This is a genomic window from Nocardioides antri (assembly GCF_008373765.1).
In the GTDB taxonomy this organism is placed as follows: Bacteria; Actinomycetota; Actinomycetes; order Propionibacteriales; family Nocardioidaceae; genus Nocardioides; species Nocardioides antri.
In genome coordinates, this window is record NZ_VUJW01000001.1 from 884,332 (window position 1) to 902,567 (window position 18,236).

Here is an 18,236-nt window from a genome sequence, read left to right on the forward strand (position 1 = left end):
ATCGGGCGATATCGGCCTAAATCAGTTCACGGCTCCGCTGTCGAGATCGACCATCAGCGACGAGGTGTCGACCGCGACGAACGCGTCGGCCGGGATCTGCTTCAGGTCCGCGATCAGCCGCTCCGGCCAGGCCCGGTGCTGCTCGCCCTGGAAGAACCAGGGGCTGCCGTTGTCGGCGAGGACCAGGCCGTAGGTCTGGAACGCGCGGATCACGCGGCGTGCGAGCCGGCCGTAGCCGGTCGTGTCGAACCCGGGGTCGAGCCGGAAGCGGGCGCCCATCGGCGGGTAGGCCAGCGAGGTGTGGGAGCCGGCGTCGTGGCGGGCCGGCCAGAGGTGGTGGCTGCTCGTCTCGTCGGTGGTGAACCGGATCGCGTGGTCGATCCGGTCGTCGCGGACCTCCCGCCAGCGCAGCAGCCCCGGCAGGACCGGCAGGCCCGCGGCGTCCGCGGACGTCCAGCCGTCCGGCCGGAGGTCGTTGGACCGCAGGCTCCAGACCGCGCCCGAGCCGGCACGCCAGCGCCCGTCGCGGACGCGGGTCGCCCAGGTCTCGTAGAGCCGGCACCGGTCGCGGTCCACCACGATCGCGTGCCGGTCGCCGTCGCTGCGGCGCCCGCCCTCGATGCGGGTGTCACGGCCGAACGGGTAGCGCACGCGGTCGCTCTCGCTCGCGTAGGTGAACCGGACACGCACCTTGCGGTGGTCTCCCCGGACGACGGTCACCGGGATGCCGTACGCCGGCCCGTCGCCGTACGACGGTCCGAAGTCGGGATGCAGGTCGCTCTCGGGTGACATCCGGGCGAGCCAGTCCGCGCTGCGGTCGTGCACCGGCAGGTCGGAGATGTCGGCATGCCACCAGTTGTCGGCCGGGAAGACCCGGCATCCGGCGACAGGCGCGGCAGCCGAGGGTCGCTGCCCGCTGCCGGTGCAGGCGACGACCGCGACGACGAGCAGCAGGAGAGCGCCGACCCGGGTCACCGCAGTGAACCCGCGAGAACCATCAGCCCGATGGCCCGTTGGCACCTGCCCATCCTCGATCTCCCTTCGAGCCCGGAGCAGGACCAGCGTAGGAACCTGCCGTGCTCGTGTCCTCGGAACGGCGATTCGCAGGTGCGCAGGTGCGACGGCTCCTAGACTTGCGGGCGAGGGGCTGGTCGGGCACTGGATCTGCTGCCGGAAGAACGAGGGATTGTCACGATGAGCAGCGAGCGCGGCGACCAGCCGCTGCACGCAGAGACCGAGCACGAGCGCAGGCTCCGGCTCGTCATCGAGGCTGCCCCGAACGCCATGGTCCTGGTCGACCGGCACGGAGCGATCGTGCTGGTGAACTCGGAGGCCGAGCGGCTCTTCGGGTATCCCCGCGACGCGCTGCTGTCGATGGCCGTCGAGGACCTGCTGCCGGAGCGGCTCCGCGCCGGACATCGCGGCGACCGCACGGCCTTCGTCGCCGCTCCGTCCCGCCGCGACATGGGTGTCGGACGCACCCTGTTCGGGCTCCGCAGCGACGGCGCCGAGGTGCCGGTCGAGATCGGGCTCAACCCGATCCAGATCGACGACCAGCCGTTCGTGCTGGCGTCGATCATCGACATCCGCGCCCGGGTCGACGCGCACGCGGCCGAGCAGGACGCCCTGCGCCGCACGATCCTCGACAGCATCCCGTTCAGCATCCTCGCCACCGATCCGTCCGGCCGGATCGTCAGCGCCAACGCCGCCGCCGAGCGGCTCCTCGGCTACCCGGCCTCCGAGCTGGTCGGCGCTTCGCTCGACAAGATCGATGCCGCCCCGCGAGCGGGAGCCGGCGACTGGCAGCGGGTGCTCGAGGCCGCAGTCGGCACCGAGAAGGAGTGGGCCTACCGCCGGAAGGACGGCGAGGACGTCCCGGTGAGCGAGGCCATCACCCCGCTGGACGGCCCCGACCCGGGATCCCCCGTCGGCTACCTGGCCGTCGCCTACGACATCACCCAGCGCAAGCGGGCCCAGGCCGAGGTCGAGTTCCTCGAGAACCACGACCCCCTGACGAAGCTGCCCACCCGCACCCGTCTGCTCGCTCGGCTCAGCGAGGCGATCGCCACCGCCGAGCAGGAGGGCACCGAGGTCGCCGTCCTGGTCGTCGACCTCGACCACCTCAAGCGGGTCAACGACGCGCTCGGCCTCCAGGCCGGCGACGAGCTGCTGACGCGGATCGCCGACCGGCTCCGCGCCTGGGTCCGCAGCTCTGACCTGGTCGCCCGTCTCGGCGGCGACGAGTTCGCGATCGTGCTCCCCGGCCTCCCGCAGGCCGCAGCCGTGACGTCGCGCGTCGAGGCGCTGCTCGAGGACCTGCTGACGACGGTGACGATCGGCGGCCATCCGCTCGCGGTCACGGTCAGCATCGGCGGGGCGGTGCACCCGCCCGGCGGCTCCGAGCCTGACGAGCTGCTCAAGCGGGCCGACCTCGCGATGGAGCACGCCAAGGCATCGGGCCGCAACAACTTCCAGTGGTTCGACGAGGACATGCTCGATGGGGGCGACGACGCGCTCACGCTCGCCTCCGCGCTGCGCCAGACCCTCCGCGACGGCGGGCTGTCGATCGCCTACCAGCCGCAGGTCGACATCCGCACCGGACGTGTCGTGGGCATCGAGGCCCTGGCCCGGTGGACCCATCCCGACCTCGGCGAGGTGCCCCCCGACCGGTTCATCCCCATCGCGGAGGACGACGGCATGATCGTCCAGCTCGGCGGCTGGATCCTGCGCAAGGCGTGCCGTGACGTGGCATCGCTCCAACGCGCGCTCGGGCGTCCGCTGCGGGTCGCCGTGAACGTCTCTCCCTACCAGATCCGCAGCGCGGGCTTCCTCGGCGAGATCGTCGGTGCGCTCAACGACTCCGGGCTGGCGTCGTCCCAGCTCGAGCTGGAGATCACCGAGAGCATCCTGATGGACGAGCGCTCGGGGGCCACCGACACGCTCCACGCCATCCGTCGCCTCGGCACCTCCATCGCCGTGGACGACTTCGGCCGCGGCTACTCCAGCCTGGCGTACCTGAGCCGGCTCCCCATCGACAAGATCAAGATCGACCGGTCGTTCGTGGAGGAGCTGACCGCCGGCCAGCACTCCCCCGTGATCGACGCGATCATCTCGCTGGCCCACGAGCTCGGGATGACGGTGGTCGCCGAAGGCGTCGAGACCGCCGAGCAGGAGAGGTACCTCCGCGAGCGCGGGTGCGACGAGGTGCAGGGGTTCTACTACAGCCGCGGCGTGCCGACCGAGGACGTCGTGCGCACCGTGCAGACCATCAGCGTCTTCTGACCGCTCATCCCGTCCAGCCGCGGGCCAGCACGTTCTCGAAGATCGCGGAACGTGCGGTCATGTCCAGCGGGCGCGCGTCCATCAGGACGCGGTCCTCCCGCGTCGGCATGAGCACCCGGACCGTCGTACCGGCGCGCTCGAGGCGGCGGGCCTCGGCCCGCAGCTGGCGCTGGGCGACCCTGCGGAGCAGTCCGTCCTCCCCCGCCATCGGCGCGAGCACGACGACCTCGTCGAGCCCCGCATCGGCCACGACGTCGGCGTTCGTGGTCGAGTGCGCGCCGCCGTCGACGTACCGCCGTCCGTCGATGACCACCGGCGGGAACTGCCCCGGGACCGTGCACGAGGCCCGGACCGCGTCGAGGAAGGGCGGCTGCGGCCAGCCGGGAGCGCCGAAGCAGATCCGACGCCCGGAGTCGTAGTCGAGGGCCGTCACCCAGGTCGCCGGGTGCGGCACCCAGACGTCGTCGCCGACCACCGCTGCCAGCGGCGCGAGGAACGCGTCGAGGGAGCCGGTGCCGACCGGGAGCAGGCCGGACAGAGCGGCGAGCGGCATGATCCGCCGGGGTCCGACGGCACGCGCGAGCAGCGTCGGCGACGCCGGGAGCGGCAGCCCACGCCTGCCGGACGCTTCGGCACGACGGGCGGCCCGGGAGCGCAGCGGGTGGGTCTCCGGCAGCTCCCGGCGGTACCACCGCGTGAGGTCCTGGGTCGCGACGCTGCTGGCCAGCAGGCCGGACAGGAACGCACCCTGGGACGTGCCGACCAGGACGTCGGCGGTGCGCGGGTCCCAGCCGGTGGCCTCCTCGAGCGCGGCGAGCGTGCCGCTCGACCACGCCAGGCCGGTCACTCCCCCGGCTCCGATCACGAGTCCCCGCTTGGTCATGCGGAGATCAGACCAGTCTCGCGTCCGCGGTGCAAAGATGGGCTGCTGCCCCTGCCGCGAGGAGGCTCGCATGTATGCCTGGAACGAGACCGAGCTGGCGATCCAGGACGCCGTGCGCCAGTTCGTCGACACCGAGATCCGGCCCCGCCGCGAGGAGCTCGAGTTCGGCGGGACCCCGCCGTACGACGTGCTCCGGAAGCTCTGGACGACGTTCGGCATCGACGTGATGGCGTCCGACGCCCTGACGTCGCTGCTCGAGAAGGAGCGCTCCGGCGGCGAGCGGGCCTTCGGCTCGCTGACCGGCGGGGGCGACCAGGCCGGGATGGGCGTCATCCTCGTCAAGGAGCTGTGCCGCGTCTCCCCCGGTCTGGTCGGCTGCTTCGGGGTGAGCCTCGGGCTCGCCGCGTCGACGATCCTGGCGCGCGGGACGCTGCGGCAGAAGAAGCGTTGGCTGCCCCGGCTCGTCACCCTCGAGGAGATCGGCGCCTGGGCACTCACCGAGCCGGGCTCGGGATCCGACGCCTTCGGCGCGATGAGGACCTGTGTCCGGCGCGACGGGGACGAGTACGTCCTCAACGGCCAGAAGACGTTCATCACCAACGGGCCGTACGCCGACACGGTGGTCGTCTACGCCAAGCTCGACGAGCCCGGGGTGGATCCACGTGAGCGTAGGATCCTGACCTTCGTGCTCGACGCCGGGATGCCCGGGTTCACCCAGGGCAAGCCGTTCCGGAAGATGGGCTTCCACTCCTCCCCGACCGGCGAGCTCTTCTTCGACGACGTCCGGCTCGGCAGGGACCGTCTTCTCGGCGAGACGGAGGACCACGACACCGGCGACGGTCGCGACTCCGCCAGGAGGGGCTTCGTCGCGGAGCGCACCGGAGTCGCCGCGATGAGCCTCGGGATCATCGAGGAGTGCCTCGACGTGTGCACGGCGTACGCGAAGGAGCGGGTCCAGTTCGGGCACGCCATCGCCGACTACCAGCTGATCCAGCTGAAGCTGGCGAAGATGGAGATCGCACGGGTCAACGTCCAGAACATGGTCTTCCGGACCCTGGAGATGGCGAAGGACGGCAAGCAGCCCTCACTGGCCGAGGCGTCGGCGATCAAGGTCTACTCCTCCCAGGCAGCGACCGACGTGGCCATGGACGCCGTCCAGCTCTTCGGCGGCAACGGCTACATGTCGGAGTACCCGGTCGAGCAGCTCGCCCGGGACGCGAAGTCGCTGATGATCTACGCCGGCAGCAACGAGGTCCAGATCACCCACGTCGCCAGGGGTGTGCTCGGTCGCGACGACGAGGCGTAGATCATGCACCTGGCCGTCGTCCCTTTCCTCCCCGGCCGACGGCCCACGGACGAGGATCGCTGGCCCGGGTTCGGGTCGAGCGACCGTGCGGCACTGGTCACCGACGGGCGGCGTCCCAACACCGCCGTCGTTCTCGTCGAGACATACGACCTGCCCGAGACGGCCTCCCTCGAGGCGACGATCACCATCGACGGCCGGTCCGCCGGACGAGCCCGGGTGTCCGCGCCCCATTCGGCCGAGGCTCGCCAACGCGTGGTGCTGCACCCCGACGTGGACTTCGCCGGAGTCGACCTGAGTCTCGCCGCCGGCTTCCTTCGACAGGCGCAGGTCGAGGTGCGCGCGATGGACCACGGCAACCTGGTGGCGGCCGACACGGCGAGTCTCGACGTCTGCGACGTCCGCCTTCTCGGCTCGTTGTACCGGCGGATCACCGATCAGCTGGTGGAGCCGGACATGGTGCGGCAAGCCCGGGCGGCCGGCGTCGCGGACCCGGGCGTGGCCTACCACCCGTGGTACCCGGTCCTGCTGATCGGCGGCGAGAAGGTCGCCAACTACGTCCGGGCCCTGGTGGCCGACATCGTCGGCAAGGAGGACCACCTGACTGATCCCGTCTGGCTCCTGCGCGTCGGCATCTACCTCGAGCTGCTCACCTGTCTCGGAGTGATCGAGGCCGTGAAGGATGACGTCGGAGACCTGCTCGAGCCGCGGGAGCGTGCTGCTCTGGAGGAGAGTGCTCACTTCGCCGATATCCGCGCGCGGATCGACCCCGGGGCGTGGCGAGCGGTGTGGGAACGGCGTGAGGTGAGCTTCGCTCGCTTCGGCACACCACGGCTGGGCCCGGTGTCGGGGCTGAACCTCCTGCGGAAGCGGGAGGCCACGCTCCAGTTCCTGCGCACCCACCACGAGGACCTCAAGCACGCCATCGAGCTCGCAGGACCCAACAGCTTCAACGCGCAGGAGACCTGGCAGCGGGTGTTCCGGGACGCGGAGCGGGCGGTGCTCAGCGTGACAGCGGTCGGCCTTCCCGAGCTCCGGTTCCTGCCGGCCGCTGCGCGCGAGGCGGTTCTGTGGCGCCGCCGGGGACCCGCCGCAGCGCACGGCGTCTACCCGACCGCGTGCGACCAGTACCGCGCCTCCATGAACGAGGTCGCGGACTGGGCCCAGCGCCATGGACTGATGGAGCACGCGGGTGCCGAGTGCATCCCGCGCGAGGTGAGCCTGCTGTGGAATCTCATGGCCTCTCCTGCCCGGGTGGCGGTACTCCAGCGACAGGACGGTCTCGGTCCCGACGTCACCATCGGTGAGCCGGTCGTGACAGAGACGCCGGCGACCCGGGAGATCGAGGACCTCCTGAGCGGGGTGCCGATCTTCCGCATGTTGACGCGGGACCAGCTCCACGACCTTGCCGAAGGCGCGAGACCGTTGTTCTTCGGACCGACGCAACGCTTCGTCGTCCAGGGTCACCGAGGCACGTCACTGTTCGTCGTCGCCGAAGGTGCGATCGAGGTTCGTCGGCGCGAGCCGGACGGCAGGGAGTGGCTGGTGGACACGATGGGGCCCGGGTAGGTGGTCGGCGAGATGTCGCTCCTGACCGGGGCCCCCCGGTCTGCAACGGTGCGCTCCAGGGAGGAGACCCTGGTCTTCGAGATCGGCCGGCAGGCGTACCTGCCCTTGGTCCAGGCGCATCCGGAGTGGGTCGACGAGCTGGCAGCGGTCATGGAGGCACGCCTCCGACGCCGATCCGTCCGCATGGCCGAGCTGCAGGCGGTCGGCACGGACCTCCGGACGCGGATCCGCCGCACGCTGCTGGGGTAGCCGGAAGAACAAGACCGCCTCCGCCCGGCATCTGCGCCGGGCGGAGGCGGCTTCTCGGTCGGGCTGACAGGATTTGAACCTGCGACCCCTTGACCCCCAGTCAAGTGCGCTACCAAGCTGCGCCACAGCCCGAAGCTCCGTCCGGGATCGCCGTCCGAAGCGGATGGAACACTACCGCAGGGTCCTGGCCCCACCCGAATCCGGCCCCGGTAGCCCATTGGCACTACGCCCGCGACCGATCGATCCGATCTGACGCGAAAGTCGGACGCCGGACCTTCTCGCGTGCCACCGTCCGATCAAGGACGACAGGGGGCAGGGATGCGGATCGGGGACGTCGATGCGGTCGGCAAGCGCGCCGCCCTCGTCGCTGTGTACCTGGCGGCCTCCCTGGTCGGGCGGGCGAGCGTCATCGACAGCGACCCCATGGCCCTGGTGTGGCCAGCAGGAGGGCTCGTCGTCGCGTGGCTGGTGACCCGTCCGACGGTCCGCGAATGGCTGGTCGACATCCCCCTGATCGCCCTCGCGGGGGCGGCGGTCCTGCTGCTCACCGGAACCGACGGGCCTGCGGTCGGGGTGCTGGCGACCTCCAACCTCGTGGGGGTGCTGACCGTCGTGCTCGCCCTCCGGCGGTGGAGCCCGACGAGCATCGCTCGTGGCGCCCCGCCGTTGCGCACACCACAGGCGACGCTCGGGTTCCTCGGCGCCGTGATCGTCGGATCCTTCGTCGGGGTGGCCAGCGGCGGCGCCGGGTTGTTGCTCGCCGGGTTCGACGTCTCCGCCACCGATCTCCTGGTCTGGTTCGGCCGGAACGTCTGTGGGATCACCGCGGTCGGCGTGACCGCCCTCCTGATCCTGGACCACGTCCGGCGCGGGCGCCGTACGGACGACCCCGCCATCGCCTGGCCCGAGCTGGCCGCGCTGTTCGCCGCGACCGGCGCCCTGATCGCGGGCGACTACCTCACCGACGTCCCCGTGAGCTTCCTGCTGCCGGCCGCCGTGGTGTGGGCAGGCAGCCGGTTCCCACCGCTCGCGGTCGCGGTCCACGCGCTCACGGGAGGGGCCGGCATCCTGTGGTTGACGTACGTCGGATCCGGCCCGTTCGCCGGTCCGGCCGACGAACGCGCCGAGATCCTGCTGGCGCAGCTGTTCATCGCGATGACGCTGGTCGTCGGGCTCCTCCTTGCCGCAGCCCGCGAGGAACGGGCGAGCATGAGCCACGAGCTGCAGACCTTCGCCCGCCGGGTCGCCCACGACCTGCGCAACCCGATCTCGGTCGTCGAGTCGTGGACGACCGAGCTGGCGGCCACGCTCGCGGCCGACCCGGCAGGACCTCCGCCCGGCGCCCCCAGAATGGTCGCCGGCATCGAGCGGGCGACGGCACACATGCGCCACCTGGTCGACGCCCTGCTCGCGGATGCGTCAGCCCGCGACCGTGCCACCACGCCGGCGGTGGTGGACCTCGCCGAGCTGGTGGAGGACGTGGCGGAGGAGTACGGCGCCGCGGATCGCGTCCGCTCCGACGGCGTCCGGAGCGTGTCGGGCGACCCGGTGCTGCTGCGCCAGCTCGTCGACAACCTCGTCGGCAACGCGCTGAAGTACGCCCGGCCGGACGAGCCGCCCGACATCGCGGTCTCGGCCCGCCACACGGCCGACCGGGTCGTCGTCCGGGTCACCGACAACGGCGTCGGCATCCCGAGCGGTGCTCACGAGTGGATCTTCGAGCCGTTCCGTCGCGCGCACGACGACACGTATCCCGGCACCGGACTGGGTCTCAGCACCTGTCGCCGGATCGTCGAGCGGCACGGCGGCTCGATGCGTGCCCTCTCCCGCGAGGACGCCCCCGGCACCGTCTTCGAGTTCGACCTTCCGCCAGCACTGGCAACGACACCGGCATGACACCGGCATGACACCGGCATGACACCGGCATGACAACGGCATGACCCAGAGGAGACGACCATGAAGAAGTCCACCGAGAAGCTCCGCCAGGAGCTGGAGGACACCCAGCGGGAGCTGGCGGACCTCCAGGCCCGCGTCGCGAACGCCCAGCAGCTGGCCAACATGGGCGACTACGACTGGCACATCGCGACCGACACCAACTCCTGGTCCGACCAGCTCTACCGCATCTACGGCTACGAGCCGCAGGAGTTCAACGCGTCGTACGACCGCTTCCTGTCGATGGTGCACCCGGACGACCGCGACGCCGTCACCGCGGTCCACCGGCAGGTCTACGAGACGGGTGGGAGCTGGACGATCACCGAGCGGATCGTGCGCCCCGACGGCGACGTCCGGCACCTCGCGACCAACGGAGTGGTGGTGACGGACGACGACGGCACCCCGGTCCGGATGCGGGGCACCTGCGTCGACATCACCGACCGGGTGCGCGCCGAGGCCGCCAGCGAGGAGCTCGCCGCGAGCCTCCGTGAGTGGCAGGTGCGCCGCCGGCACGCCTTCGAGATCAACGACAACGTGGTGCAGGGCATCAGCGCCGCGGTGCTGGCGCTCCAGCTCGGCGACCTCGAGGCGGTCTCGTCGTACCTCGAGCGCACGCTGCGCGCAGCCCGCGGGATGATGGGTGACCTGCTGCTCGACCGGGTCGCCGACGACGCTCCCGAGGCGGGCAGCCTGGTGCGGTCGACGCCGGCGGAGGCCGGCACGACGCCCGCGCCCGTCGCTCCGCGTTCCGACCCGTCGAAGGTCCGGGTCCTCCTCGCCGACGACTACCACGACCTGCGTGACCTCATGCGGTTCCAGCTGGAGCGGGCAGGCTACGACGTCATCGCCGAGGCCACCGACGGCGAGCAGGCCGTCGCCCTGGTCGGCGAGCACACCCCGGACGTCATCGTCCTCGACCTCGCCATGCCGAAGCTGGACGGGCTCCAGGCGCTCCCGACCCTGCTGGAGATCTCCCCGGACTCGGCGGTCATCGTCGTGTCCGGCTTCGCCAACGGCCTGATGGCCGACCGGGTGATCGCCGCTGGCGCCTCCCGGTTCGTGGAGAAGGGTGTCGGGCTCGACGTCGTCGGGCTCGTCGAGGATGTGGTGGCGGAGCGGGCCGGCTAGGCGTAGTTTCCGTGGGTGGGCCCGGCGAGGGCCCGGGAGCCTCGGCCGGTCCTGGCGCCACCGCGCGCCCGACCCCAGGAGGCACCATGTTCATCCAGATCATCCAAGGCAAGTGCACGCAGCAGGACGAGCTCCACGCCCTCGTCGACGAGTGGCGTCGCGACCTCTCCCCCGGTGCGACCGGCTGGCTCGGCGGCACCTACGGCTTCACCGACGACGACATGTTCGTCGGCGTGGTCCGCTTCGAGTCGCGCGAGGCCGCGATGGCGAACTCCGACCGTCCCGAGCAGGGTGAGTGGGCCGAGCGGATGATGGCGCTCATGGACGGTGAGGTCGAGTTCCACGACTGCGACGACGTGACGCTCATGCTCGACGGCGGGTCGGACCAGGCCGGCTTCGTCCAGGTCATCCGCGGCACGATCGACGACCCCGAGCGGCTCAAGGCGATGCTCGCCGACACCGACACGATCCACGAGATGCGGCCCGACATCCTGGGTGCTTCCCTCGCCGTCGAGCCGGACGGCACGTTCACCGAGACCGTGGCCTTCACGTCCGAGGAGGCCGCCCGGGCCGGTGAGCAGATGGAGCCGCCCGAGGAGATGCGCCGCGACCTGGAGGACGCCATGAAGGACGCGAAGTTCTACGACCTCCACCACCCGTGGTTCGCGTCGCCGTGAGCCGCGCGCGTCGTCACGCGGAGTAGCCGCAGCCGTCCTTCAGCTTCACGACCTGCTGGTCGGGGCCGGGCTCGACGAGACGTACGTCGTCGTCCCCGGCCGCGTAGTGGACCTGGATCCGGAAGGCGGATCCACCACGGTCCGCCGACAACGAGCGGACCCGGCTGCGCGCCCTGGCGAGCGCTGCCCGGAAGTCGCTGGCCCACACCGCGACCTGAGCAACCTCTCCGTCCTCGATCTCCACCGTCACCCGGATCGTCGTCCGTTCGGCGGTGTGCCAGTCGATGGTGCTGTCGTGGAAGAACGGCGCGGAGAGGAATCCCAGGACCGATGCCAGCGGCGCGTCGGCCGTGATCTCGTCGTGGAGCGCCGTGGTGAACTCGACCGGCTCCAGGGCCTCGAGCAGGGTGAGATAGCCGGGCCTCCCGGCAGACATCGCACCGATGCCGAACAGCGCGGCGTTCGGGGGAGTGAGCATCCAGCAGTCCCTGCTCACTCTCGGCCAGGACGAGACCTGGATCCACAGCCGGTCCTCGACCGCGCGGGCCCGGATGGTGGAGTGCTCGTCGAAGTAGCCGAGATCGGTGGAGGCCTGCCAACCGCCGGGAACAGCGGTGCCCCTCGTGTGCTCCAGGAGCCGGCCGTCGACCGTGTGGATCTCGAAGTCGAGGGTGTCATGGGCCAGCGTCCGCTCGACGGCCTCGGCCAGGACGGCGTCGACGTCGTCCGGGGCAGGCGTGGACGACGTGGCCCCACGCTGGTCGGTCCCGCCGCCGGTGCAGGCGCCGAGGAGCACCAGCACGGCCACCGTCGCAGCACGTCGGAGTCCCTGCACGTCCAGCAATCTACGGCGTTCGAGCCACACGGCGGACCTCGGTGCGCTTCACTTTTCGGGTGAAGTCAGGACTCCTCGCCGCCCTTCTGGTCCCGCTGCTCCTCACCGGGTGCGGCGACGACGACAAGGACTCGTCGGCGGATGACGAGACCGCGGCGACAGCCGGCCTGAGCCCGGACGAGGCAGCAGTGCACGAGGCACTCGTGAAATCCCTGCTGGACCCGGACTGCGACCTCCTCACCGAGGAGTACCTGCTGGAGATGTCGGTGCTCGGAGCGGAGACGCCCGAGGAGGCGTGCGAGGAGCGGCAGAACCTCTGGCAGGAGCCGCAGTACGACGAGGACGACATCCTGGTCTCCGACATCGTCGTGGACGGCGACGTCGCGACGGCGGTCATCGGGTCGGAGTACGTCAACATCACCACGACCTACGAGCTGCAGCGGGTCGACGGCGAGTGGAAGGTCAGCTGCGACGACTTCACCTGCGACCGCCTGGACGAGCCGTCAGCGGAAGTCTCGTGACGACTGCCGCGCCTGGAGCGCGGTGCCTGCCCCGGGGACGAGCACGTCGAGCGGCACGACCTGGTCGGCCACCAGGTTGACCACCCCGTCGTTGCGCTCGACCTTCCCGCGGATGATGACGGCGACCCGGTTCCGTGCTGCCTGCCGGTGCGCCCGCATCACCCCCTGGGAGCAGATCACGTTGAGCATGCCGGTCTCGTCCTCGAGGTTGAGGAAGGTGATGCCCAGGGCGGTGCCCGGCCGCTGCCGGTGGGTGACCAGACCGGCGACCCGGACCCGGCGGCCGGGGTCCGTGGTCCAGAGCGTGGTGATCGGGAGGATCCCGGCGATGTCCAGGTCGGCGCGGAGGTGCTCGATCGGGTGTCGCTCGGGCGAGACCTTGGTCGCCCAGAGGTCGGCGAGGGTGAGCTCCTCGTCGCTCATCCCCGGCAGCGTCGGCGGCGGTGGCGCGGGAGTGCTGCCCGGCAGCTGGCCGTCGGACTCGGCGTAGCCCGACATCCACAGCGCCTGCCGACGGTCGAGACCGAAGCCGTCGAAGGCTCCGGCGGTGGCCAGCGCCTCGAGCTGCGCGGCCGTCAGCCCCGCCCTGCGCGAGAGGTCCACGATGCTGTCGTACGGCGCCACCTCCCGCTCTGCCACGATCCGCTCGGCCACCTCGGCGCCGATGCCCCGGACCGAGTCGAGCCCGAGCCGCACCGCCAGGTCGGCGTCATACCGCAGCGGCTCCTCGACCGGCTCGATCCTCTCGAGGCCGGCCTGGGCGCCGGAGAGCAGAATGTCCGGGCGCAGCACCGTCACCCCGTGCCGCCGGGCATCCGCCACCAGCGACTGCGGTGAGTAGAAGCCCATCGGCTGGTTGCGCAGCAGTCCGGCGAGGAACGCGGCCGGGTAGTGGAGCTTGAACCACGAGGACGCGTAGACGAGCAGCGCGAAGCTGAGCGCGTGCGACTCGGCGAAGCCGAAGTTCGCGAACGACAGGATCTTGACGTAGATGCCGTCGGCGCGGTCTCCGGTGATGCCGCGACGGGCCATGCCGGCGTACAGCTTCTCCTTGACCTTCTCGATCCGCTCCACGCCGCGCTTGGACCCCATCGCGCGGCGCAGGAGGTCGGCATCATCCCGGCTGCAGTCCCCCAGCGTGACGGCCATCGCCATCAGCTGCTCCTGGAAGAGAGGCACGCCGAGGGTGCGCCCCAGCACCGGCTCGAGCGAGGGGTGGTCGTAGGTGACCGGCTCCTTGCCGGTGGCGCGGCGGATGTAGGGGTGGACTGCGCCGCCCTGGATCGGGCCCGGCCGGATCAGGGCGATCTCGATGGCGAGGTCGTAGAAGCTGCGGGGCTTCAGCCGGGGCAGGGTACCGATCTGGGCGCGGCTCTCGACCTGGAAGACGCCGATCGAGTCCGCGCGGCACAGCATGTCGTAGACCTCGGGCTCCTCCTTGGGGATGCTCTCCAGCGTCCACCTCGGGCCGCAGTGCTCCTCGATCAGGCGCATCATGTGGTCGAGCGCCCCCAGCATCCCGAGCCCGAGCAGGTCGAACTTCACCAGCCCCATCGACTCGCAGCCGTCCTTGTCCCACTGCAGGACGGTGCGGCCGGGCATCCGCGCCCGCTCGATCGGGCAGACCTCGCCGATCGGGCGCTCGGTCAGCACCATCCCGCCGGAGTGGATGCCGAGGTGGCGGGGAGCCGACATCAGCTCCTCGGCGAGCGCCACCACCGGCTGCGGGATCTCCGACTCCGTCTCGACCTCCCTCGCCCATCCGTCCACCGACTTCGACCAGGCGTCCTGCTGGCCGGTGGAGAAGCCGAGTGCCTTGGCGGCGTCGCGGACCGCCATCCGCGGCCGGTAGCTGATCACGTTGCAGACCTGAGCGGCGTTGCGTCGGCCGTAGGTCTCGTAGACCCACTGGATGACCTCCTCCCGCCGGTCGGAGTCGAAGTCGACGTCGATGTCGGGCTCCTCCTCGCGGTGCTCGGAGATGAAGCGCTCGAACGGCAGCTGGTAGTAGACGGCGTCGATGGCGGTGATCCCGAGCGCGAAGCAGACGGCCGAGCTGGCGGCCGATCCCCGTCCCTGGCAGAGGATGCCGCGATCGCGGGCGAACTTCACGATGTCGTGGACGATGACGAAGTAGCCCGCGAAGTCCTTGCGGAGGATCACCTCGAGCTCCGCGTCGACGCGCTCCCGGGCCTCGCGCTCGTGCGGCGCGCCGGCGTAGCGCTCCCGGAAGCCCTGCTCGGTGAGCCTCCGCAGCCAGGACCCCGGCGTCTCGCCCTCGGGGATCCCCTGCTTCGGCAGCCGCGGTGAGGCCTTGCGGAGGTCGAAGGCGAGCTCGTCGGCCAGGGTGATGCTGGTGCTGATCGCACCCGGGTAGCGGCCGAAGAGCCGCTCCATCTCCGCGCCGCTGCGCAGGTGGGCGGAGCCCGAGAGGTCCAGCCAGCCGTCGAGCTCGGCGATGCTGCGGCGGGCGCGGATCGCAGCCATCGCAGCGGCGAGCCGGCGCTTGTCCGGCGTGGCGTGGTGGACGTTGCCGGTGGCGACGACCGGCAGCCGCCGCTCCCGGGCGAGCCCGGCGAGAAGGTCGTTGGTCTCGTCGTCACCGGGCTTGCCCTGGCCGCTGAGCTCGACGACCACGTTGTCCCTGCCGAACCTGGCGACCAGGTCGTCGATCGCCTCCGGCGATCGCATCCCCTTGCGACAGCCGGTGAGGACGACCCAGTGGTCACGGCCGCGCTCGGCGAGCTCGTCGAGGTCGTACGACGGCCTGCCCTTCTCGTCCCCGGTCAGGTGCGCCTCGGTCATCGCCGCAGCCAGCCGGTGGTAACCCTCCACTCCCCTGGCCAGCACGAGCAGGTGGGTGCCCTCGGGGTCGGGGACGCCGTTCTGCGGAGCGGTCAGGCCGAGACTGAGCTCGGCGCCGTAGACGGTCGGGAGGCAGTAGAGCGAGCTCGCCTCGGCGAAGAGCGGGGCGCCGGCGAAGTTGTCGTGGTCGGTGAGGGCCAGGGCGCTGAGCCCGAGCCGCGTCGCCTCGGTGACCAGGTCCACCGGCGAGCTGGCACCGTCCAGGAAGCTGAAGTGGCTGTGGCAGTGCAGCTCGGCGTACGGCGTCGCGTCCTCAGGACGGGCGACCTCCAGCGCCTCGACCGACGGCCGCTTCCGCCGGGAGACGGGCGCGTCCTCGACCCCGGGCACCCGCCCGGAGAGCCGTCGCTCGATCTCCCGCCACGGGACAGGGGGGTTGCTCCAACCCATATCGGCTCGCTCAGGCGACGAGGGTGAAGACGCCGGGACGATCCTTGACCCAGCGCGGCTCACGCCAGCCGACAGGTGGCGGCACCGTGCTCCGGTACCGATGGCCGCTGGGCGTGACAGTCTCGACCGCGTGGCGGAGATCCGACAATGTCTGCTGATGCCAGTCGGGAGCCTGCTTGGCGTGGTTGCAGGTCTCGCACAGACCTTGACCGTTGTCAGCAGTGGTCGGCCCGCCTTCTCCGGCTGAGGCGACATGGTCACCGTGACGGATCGTGGCGTCACAGAACGGTGTGCGGCAGATGCCGAGATCCCGGACGCTGAGAAATTCAGCCAGCCCGTCCGCGAAGAACCGTCGCTTGCTGGTCATCCCCACCAGCCGGCCGGTGTGGTTGACGTAGAGCTGTCGGATCCAGCTCGTCAGGCCGGACGTGAGTGCCCGGGCTGCCAGCTGCCGACCGATCTCCGCCGGCACGATCTCGGGCACCACTCCATCGGCTCCCACCTCGCCCGGCCGGTGACCGCCGAGCAGAGCGGTGTCCGACATCGTCAGGTTGACCGTCACCGGCACGGGCGTCGGCGCGTCATGAACCAGGTCGACACCCGTCACCCGGCTGACGAGGAGGTCCGCCATCAACTGACCGCGGGTCCGCGCATCCCCCTGCGCACGGAGCGCGTCGGCATCCCTGCCCAACGCCGCGTGGACAGCGACTCCCTGTGCTACGGGCAGGAGACCGGTCAGGTAGGTCATCGTGTCGGGAGCCGGTCGCACAGTCACGTTGCGGTCGGACTCGGCGTTGGTCGCACGGCGTACGACGGATGCCGGATCGAGCTCGTAGGCGATCCGCTTCGCACGCGCCACCAGCTGACGAGTGCCGACACCCTCGAGCGCAGTCGGATCCGCGCACAGCTCCTCGTCGACGAATGCCCGATGCTCCGCAGACAAGCATGCGGTCTCCCGCACCAGCAGAATCGCGCGGAACTCGCTCAGCGTGCCGTCGGCCAGTCGCTCCCGGGTGTGGGGCATCTCGTTGTTGAGGACCTTGGCCAGCCCTAGCAGCGTCTGACCGCGGTGGGGCGACTCCCTGCGGGCGAGCGCGATCTCGGATGCCACTCCCCTCCCCTGCCGAAGCGCTGGAACGCCCTTCGCCGCCTCCGACTGTCGGCGGGCTGCGTCATAGTGGGTCGAGGCATCCGCCTGCACCGCACACGCTGCCGACTTCAGTCGCTCCAGCTCGCTGATCAGCTCGATCAGGCCAGCAGGGTCATCCTGCAGCCCACCCAACCGCAGCACGGCCGTCAGGTCGGCGACGTGGCCGGCAGTGATGGTCCTGGGAGTGGACATGCCTCCATCGTATCGAACATATGTTCGAATCACAAGGATGCGGTACGCGCTGGAGAAAACTCCGTCGACCCGAGTCGCTCGGCGCCGCGGCTCCGCACCCGCGCAGCAGCGCACGATACGCCCGAGAATGCCGATGATCGCTCGCGGCGAGCGGCACTAGATGAGCAATGCGTGGGTACGGTCGAGGGTCTGGATCGCGTCCTGTGCCGGCGTCCAGTTCGTGGTCAGTCTGGCGTCACCCGAGAACCGCGGCACCATGTGGAAGTGCAGATGATGCACGGATTGACCCGCTGCCGCCCCGTTGGACTGAAACACGCTCACCCCCTCAGCAGACAGGCGATCTCTAAGGAGACTGGCCGTCGTGTGCAGTACGCGCGCCATCCCCGTGATGCCCTCTACGGCAAGGTCAGAGGTCAGATCGGTGATGTGGGCTCTTGGCACGACCAGGACGTGGCCCGACCTCACGGGCTCGATGTCGAGAAAGGCGCACGCCCTCTCATCCTGATAGACGAAGCGGGCGGGTGACCTGCCCGCAGCGATGTCGCAGAAAGGGCATGCGCGAATGGTCACTGGGCCATTGTGTTGGTTGGGACGATGCGAAACGCACTAATATCTGCCGCACGGCGTGCGCGGAGCTGCACGCTACTGCCGCACGGCGTGCGCGCGGAGCAGTAGCGGGCAGGTCCGGCAGTCCGATGCCCTAGTGCTTTTGACGGTGGTACAACACCAGTTATGGCCCGTGAGCGTGCGCATCGCCGTCTCTTTATGCTCGCGCTCTGCGGGGTCTTCTTCGTGATGGCCCTCAGCGCCGGATTCCGCGACCTGTCCGGCAGCGATCGACTCCTGTATGCGATGCTGATGGTGCCGCTTTCGGTCGTCGCGTTTGGGGGTCCGTACTTCTGGTTTCGGGCAGCAGTGAGACGTGGCGAGAGCCGTGCCACTTTTGCTTCTTCGCGTGCGGTGCCGACGTGGGGCCGGGTTCTCATCGGACTCGGCGCGATGTCGGGCGTCTTCGTCGCGTCAGCGCTTGACGGGGCGAACGGCGGCATTGTCGCGGTGCCGTGCGCGGCAGCAATGGGTTTCCTCTACGCGGCGTACCGTTTCGTGCCGGATCAGACATAGCGTGACGCCGTCGTCAGGACGTGCGGCTCCGCGCACGCCGGGCGGGCTCCGCGCACGCCGGGCGGGCTCCGCGCACGCCGTGCGGCAGTAGCGTGCAGCTGACGCGAGCACGCAGGGCGGCAGTTGAGGGCGTTTCGT

The 18,236-nt window shown here is 70.6% G+C and carries 15 protein-coding genes and 1 tRNA gene; 9 read left to right on the top strand and 7 right to left on the bottom strand.

Annotated elements, in window-relative coordinates; translation table 11 throughout:
- Positions 1 to 21: 21 nt before the first annotated feature.
- Positions 22 to 1,020 (bottom strand): hypothetical protein, encoded by a 999-nt coding sequence (locus F0U47_RS04320; protein ID WP_149749038.1) that lies wholly within the window; start codon positions 1,018 to 1,020, stop codon positions 22 to 24.
- Positions 1,021 to 1,194: 174 nt separating this feature from the next.
- Here F0U47_RS04320 and F0U47_RS04325 point away from each other — a divergent pair, with 174 nt between their 5' ends.
- A complete protein-coding gene (locus F0U47_RS04325; RefSeq protein ID WP_149749039.1) occupies positions 1,195 to 3,282 on the top strand; it encodes a putative bifunctional diguanylate cyclase/phosphodiesterase in 2,088 nt (695 codons plus the stop codon).
- 4 nt (positions 3,283 to 3,286) lie between these two features.
- Here the strand turns inward: F0U47_RS04325 and F0U47_RS04330 are convergent, their stop codons facing one another.
- On the bottom strand, positions 3,287 to 4,165 hold the full coding sequence (locus F0U47_RS04330) for a patatin-like phospholipase family protein (protein ID WP_188111153.1): 879 nt from the start codon (positions 4,163 to 4,165) through the stop codon (positions 3,287 to 3,289).
- Between the two features lie 70 nt (positions 4,166 to 4,235).
- Between F0U47_RS04330 and F0U47_RS04335 the strand changes: the two genes are divergently transcribed.
- From F0U47_RS04335 to F0U47_RS04345, 3 genes are read left to right on the top strand one after another with little or no spacing between them, the layout of a single operon-like run.
- Positions 4,236 to 5,471 carry an acyl-CoA dehydrogenase family protein gene (locus tag F0U47_RS04335; protein ID WP_149749041.1) on the top strand — a complete coding sequence of 412 codons (1,236 nt, stop codon included), beginning with the start codon at positions 4,236 to 4,238 and terminating at the stop codon, positions 5,469 to 5,471.
- A 3-nt stretch (positions 5,472 to 5,474) separates the two neighbouring features.
- Positions 5,475 to 7,037 carry a cyclic nucleotide-binding domain-containing protein gene (locus F0U47_RS04340; protein WP_149749042.1) on the top strand — a complete coding sequence of 521 codons (1,563 nt, stop codon included), beginning with the start codon at positions 5,475 to 5,477 and terminating at the stop codon, positions 7,035 to 7,037.
- Positions 7,038 to 7,049: 12 nt separating this feature from the next.
- The gene (locus F0U47_RS04345) at positions 7,050 to 7,286 is read left to right on the top strand and encodes a cyclic nucleotide-binding domain-containing protein (protein WP_149749043.1); all 237 of its coding nucleotides are present in this window, start codon (positions 7,050 to 7,052) and stop codon (positions 7,284 to 7,286) included.
- A gap of 58 nt (positions 7,287 to 7,344) precedes the next feature.
- Here the strand turns inward: F0U47_RS04345 and F0U47_RS04350 are convergent.
- Positions 7,345 to 7,418: transfer RNA gene (locus tag F0U47_RS04350), tRNA-Pro, on the bottom strand.
- A 186-nt stretch (positions 7,419 to 7,604) separates the two neighbouring features.
- On the opposite strand from F0U47_RS04350, the gene F0U47_RS04355 reads away from it, so the two are divergent.
- From F0U47_RS04355 to F0U47_RS04365, 3 genes are all read left to right on the top strand, one after another.
- Entirely contained in the window at positions 7,605 to 9,182 is a 1,578-nt protein-coding gene (locus F0U47_RS04355) for a sensor histidine kinase (protein WP_149749044.1), read from the top strand.
- A gap of 60 nt (positions 9,183 to 9,242) precedes the next feature.
- Entirely contained in the window at positions 9,243 to 10,346 is a 1,104-nt protein-coding gene (locus tag F0U47_RS04360) for a response regulator (protein ID WP_149749045.1), read from the top strand.
- 86 nt (positions 10,347 to 10,432) lie between these two features.
- The gene (locus F0U47_RS04365; RefSeq protein ID WP_149749046.1) at positions 10,433 to 11,023 is read left to right on the top strand and encodes a hypothetical protein; all 591 of its coding nucleotides are present in this window, start codon (positions 10,433 to 10,435) and stop codon (positions 11,021 to 11,023) included.
- Between the two features lie 13 nt (positions 11,024 to 11,036).
- Here the strand turns inward: F0U47_RS04365 and F0U47_RS04370 are convergent, their stop codons facing one another.
- On the bottom strand, positions 11,037 to 11,858 hold the full coding sequence (locus F0U47_RS04370; RefSeq protein ID WP_149749047.1) for a hypothetical protein: 822 nt from the start codon (positions 11,856 to 11,858) through the stop codon (positions 11,037 to 11,039).
- Positions 11,859 to 11,917: 59 nt separating this feature from the next.
- Between F0U47_RS04370 and F0U47_RS04375 the strand changes: the two genes are divergently transcribed.
- Positions 11,918 to 12,379, top strand: coding sequence for a hypothetical protein (locus F0U47_RS04375; protein ID WP_149749048.1), 462 nt, complete (start codon positions 11,918 to 11,920; stop codon positions 12,377 to 12,379).
- Here the strand turns inward: F0U47_RS04375 and F0U47_RS04380 are convergent.
- The 3 genes from F0U47_RS04380 to F0U47_RS04390 form a co-directional block, all read right to left on the bottom strand.
- Entirely contained in the window at positions 12,362 to 15,634 is a 3,273-nt protein-coding gene (locus F0U47_RS04380; RefSeq protein ID WP_149749049.1) for an error-prone DNA polymerase, read from the bottom strand. The two genes, F0U47_RS04375 and F0U47_RS04380, sit on opposite strands and share 18 nt — an antisense overlap.
- A 10-nt stretch (positions 15,635 to 15,644) precedes the next feature.
- A complete protein-coding gene (locus F0U47_RS04385) occupies positions 15,645 to 16,976 on the bottom strand; it encodes an HNH endonuclease (RefSeq protein ID WP_149749050.1) in 1,332 nt (443 codons plus the stop codon).
- Between the two features lie 156 nt (positions 16,977 to 17,132).
- The gene (locus F0U47_RS04390) at positions 17,133 to 17,546 is read right to left on the bottom strand and encodes an HIT family protein (RefSeq protein WP_149749051.1); all 414 of its coding nucleotides are present in this window, start codon (positions 17,544 to 17,546) and stop codon (positions 17,133 to 17,135) included.
- 162 nt (positions 17,547 to 17,708) lie between these two features.
- Here F0U47_RS04390 and F0U47_RS04395 point away from each other — a divergent pair, with 162 nt between their 5' ends.
- Positions 17,709 to 18,098, top strand: coding sequence for a hypothetical protein (locus F0U47_RS04395; RefSeq protein ID WP_149749052.1), 390 nt, complete (start codon positions 17,709 to 17,711; stop codon positions 18,096 to 18,098).
- Positions 18,099 to 18,236 lie beyond the last annotated feature (138 nt).